Raw genomic sequence first — 680 nt, forward strand, 5'->3', positions numbered from 1 at the left:
AAAATGATACTAATATACATCAGAGTGTAGTTGTTGAAGAAGTGATTAAGGAAACAGAAAAACTTGCTGTAGAAGAAATGGTTGAAAAACATTTGAATACAGTTGAAGAATAATTATCAGATCCATTTGCCGATTTTGAGTCAGAAAAAAAAGAGGATTCCAGTGAAGATGAAGCTGAAAATAAAAAAGATTCGGCTGATCCATTTGCAAATATGAACTTTTAAAAAGAGCTTTGATAAAAAGCTCTTTTTATTATGCATTAAATATATATTCAATGTACATATAATACATTTTATGGTATAATTGGTTTAAATTATAACAAAGGGGAGATAGTTATGAAATCTACAGGTATTATTAGAAAAGTTGATGAATTAGGTCGAATTGTAATTCCAAAGGAACTAAGAAGAACATTAGGTATCAATGAGAAAGATCCAATAGAAATTTATGTAGAAGATAATGATAAAATTGTTTTAAAGAAATACGAACCATATGGGGCATGTACAATAACAGGAGAAGTGGCAAAAAATAATATTGCTGTAGCAAATGGGAAAATTATTTTAAGTAAAGAAGGCGCGAAAAAATTATTAGAAGAATTAGAAAGTTTTGTGGTTCGCTCATAACATGAAGATTTATTTTTGAAAAGTGAGGGGTTATTATGTTTGGTTTTTCTATTGTTGATA

1 protein-coding gene is annotated in these 680 nt (G+C 28.1%); it reads left to right on the plus strand.

Annotation, left to right across the window (positions count from 1 at the left end):
- Positions 1 to 335: 335 nt before the first annotated feature.
- On the plus strand, positions 336 to 620 hold the full coding sequence (locus MR107_RS30210) for an AbrB/MazE/SpoVT family DNA-binding domain-containing protein (RefSeq protein ID WP_242293166.1): 285 nt from the start codon (positions 336 to 338) through the stop codon (positions 618 to 620).
- Positions 621 to 680: the final 60 nt, after the last annotated feature.

Source organism: Bacillus cereus group sp. BfR-BA-01441, from assembly GCF_022663075.1.
Taxonomy (GTDB): domain Bacteria; phylum Bacillota; class Bacilli; order Bacillales; family Bacillaceae_G; genus Bacillus_A; species Bacillus_A cereus.